The organism is Bacillus cereus group sp. BfR-BA-01441 (assembly GCF_022663075.1).
GTDB classification, from domain to species: Bacteria; Bacillota; Bacilli; order Bacillales; family Bacillaceae_G; genus Bacillus_A; species Bacillus_A cereus.
Genome location: NZ_JAKUEU010000176.1, coordinates 1 through 2,999, shown reverse-complemented (window position 1 = coordinate 2,999; position 2,999 = coordinate 1). Strand labels below are relative to the sequence as shown.

The following is a 2,999-nucleotide window of genomic DNA, read 5'->3' as shown; positions in this document are numbered from 1 at the left end:
AAAATTAGATGGTAAAAACGAATTTCATTTGCAAATTAAATCTCAAATAAAAGAAGGAGTACCATCTGGTTCGGAAATTTTAAATACAGCAAAAATTGATTTTACAAATAAGAATAAATTAAAAGGTGCAGAGTTTGTACTTAAAGATAAAAATGGAAAAATAGTTGTTGTAGCAGGAAAAGAAGTAACAGGTGTATCAGATGAAAATGGTGTTATTAAATGGTCTAACATTCCATATGGAGACTATCAAATTTTTGAAACGAAAGCACCAACATATACAAAAGAAGATGGTACAAAAGCTTCTTATCAATTATTAAAAGATCCCATTGATGTAAAGATTAGCGAAAATAATCAAACGGTTAAATTAACGATTGAAAATAATAAAAGTGGATGGGTTCTTCCGGTAACGGGTGGCATAGGAACGACTCTTTTTACTGTAATAGGCCTTACGTTAATGGTTACAGCGGCATTTGTTTTCTTTAGAAAAAAGTTTGCTAATAATTAAGATTTTAGGAACATGTAACTATGGGAAAAGGGGAGAAGCAAAATGCTTCCCTCTTTTCGATATTTAAGCATATACAGAGGTGGAAATATGAAACGAAATCTTGTTTTGGGAGGTATTTTTTTATTTGGATTAGGTGTTTTTTTATATCCTACTATTAGTAATTGGTTGGCGACTCGTGCACATTATTCTGAGATTAGCTCTTACGATAAGAAGATCAAAGCGCTACAAAAGAAAGAAGTCGAACGTAGGGAAAAAGAAGCAGCCGAATATAATAAACAAGTTCACACTTCCACGAAAACATTTACTGATCCATTTTCTGAAAAAAAAAGTAATCATCAAGCATATGCTGATGCGTTAAATTTAGGAGATGTAATGGGGTATATTGAAATATCGAAAATTAATATAAAACTGCCAATCTATCAAGGGACATCTGAGGAAGTATTGAGCCGCGGGATAGGTCATTTAGATTTTTCTTCGCTCCCGATAGGTGGAGAAAATACGCACACTATTTTAACAGGGCATCGTGGTTTACCATCAGCAAAATTATTTACAGATTTAGATAAGTTGAGCGAAGGAGATCTCTTTTATATTCATTCTTTAGACAAAGTTCTTGCTTATAAAGTAGATCAAATTAAAGTAGTGTTACCACACGAAACGGACGATCTACAAATTGTAGAAAATAAAGATTATACAACTTTAATTACGTGTACGCCTTATGGAGTAAACACCAATAGATTGCTAGTTCGAGGTGTGCGTGTGGAGTTAAACGAGAAAGAAAAACAAAAAATGACTACAGAGATATTTATATTTAATAAGTGGACTGTAATAGTTCCACTCCTATTGTTATGTGTGTTTCTAGTCGTAATTTATAAGAAAAGGTTTACTCGATAGAATGTATGTATTTATCCTGCATTAATGGGAAGTGGGACCGGAAATTCAGAGATAAGTAAAGAAGGTATATAGGGGATTGAAGTAAATCATCATTAATAAAAATTTCATTTTATTCGACTATAGAAAAAATACGGTAAAGGTGGGAACAAAGGAATTGAGGCTACGATTAAAGCTGGTAAGTATTCATTTTATTGTTTTGTTAATGTTAAGTGTAAGTTTTGTCGTATATGTACCCAAAGAAGCATATGGATCCACGACAAACCTAGAAAGTCTAGGTGATATATCGCGTTATAATGCTGTTGTCTTTGGCAACCATAAAGCAATAGGTGGTGACATTGAAGGAGCAATTGCAGTTCAAGGTGATATGGATGCATCGGGGTATACAATTGTAGGTGCTGCAGCGGGAACATCTAATATAGTAGGTGAAAAATGGGTTGATGAGGGATATCCGTCCTTGTTATTGTCTGGAAAATTTAAGAAATCAAGAGAAGAATCTTTTATCATTCAAAACGGAATAGTCGTAATGACAAAAGAGAGTGATCCAGATCGCATCATACAATCTTCTTATGATCATATCGTTTATAAAGAAAAACTAGAAATTGACGCGAAATTTAATGAATTTCGCAATATAGTGAACCAAGCCAGTAAAAATGCTGGTCAATATAAAACGAATACCCCAATTCCAAATATGAGTTATGGAATCGGAAAAGATATAAACAATTCTAATATTTATGTTTCATCAGAATTGACAGGGAAAAACAATTTAGATATAAGAGATGTATTTTTACCGAGTGCTAAGGACAAAGATTTTATTGTTATGTATTCGGATGCAACAGAGGTTACATTTAAAAATGGGTCTATTCTATATGACACGAACAATATTGGAAGGGCTACAGATATAGTTCCTACATCACAACCATATTCTCCTAATTCCCCGTTTACTGAGCTATATGGGAAAGTGATTTGGGTTTTTCCAAATGCGAAAAAAATTATAACAGAGGGATATGGTGTCGTTGGTAGTGTGTTTGCCCCCAATGCTGTATTAGAAACAAAAGGCGGTTCGATTAATGGACAAGCATTTGTCGGTGCGGTACAACAAACTGGTGGATTTGAATTTCACAATTTCAAATTTAACTGGCAACATTGGAACAAGCCTAGTACAGGAAAAATAAAAATAAAAAAGGTTGATAGTAATAATGTTAATAAAAAATTGATCGGAGCAAAGTTTCATATAGAAGATTCAAATAAAAAAGTAGTTGGAGAACTAGTAACAAATGAAGAAGGAGAAGCGATATCAAAAGACTTACCAAAAGGAAACTATACCCTTGTAGAAATAGAAGCGCCAAAAGACTATGAATTATTAAAAGATAAAATAGCTGTAAAAGTAGAAAAAGATGCAGTAGTAGAAATTAAAATAGGAAATAAGAAATTGCCAGATCCAATGGGAAAAATGAAGTTAGTGAAAGTAGACATAAGTGATAAAAATAAAAAGCTAGCAGGGGCAAAGTTTCATATAGAAGATTCAAAAGGAAAAATAGTTGGAGAACTAGTAACAAATGAAGAAGGAGAAGTAATATCAAAAGACTTACCAAAAGGAAACTAT

At 32.8% G+C, this 2,999-nt stretch carries 3 protein-coding genes; all 3 read left to right on the top strand.

The window, feature by feature from the left end; translation table 11 throughout:
• The coding region (locus MR107_RS29575; RefSeq protein ID WP_242293110.1) for a SpaA isopeptide-forming pilin-related protein at window positions 1–505 on the top strand (505 nt) is incomplete at its 5' end.
• Window positions 506–592: 87 nt separating this feature from the next.
• Window positions 593–1,396 (top strand): class C sortase, encoded by an 804-nt coding sequence (locus MR107_RS29570; RefSeq protein ID WP_205570374.1) that lies wholly within the window; start codon window positions 593–595, stop codon window positions 1,394–1,396.
• A 154-nt stretch (window positions 1,397–1,550) separates the two neighbouring features.
• The coding region (locus MR107_RS29565; RefSeq protein WP_242293109.1) for a collagen-binding domain-containing protein at window positions 1,551–2,999 on the top strand (1,449 nt) is incomplete at its 3' end.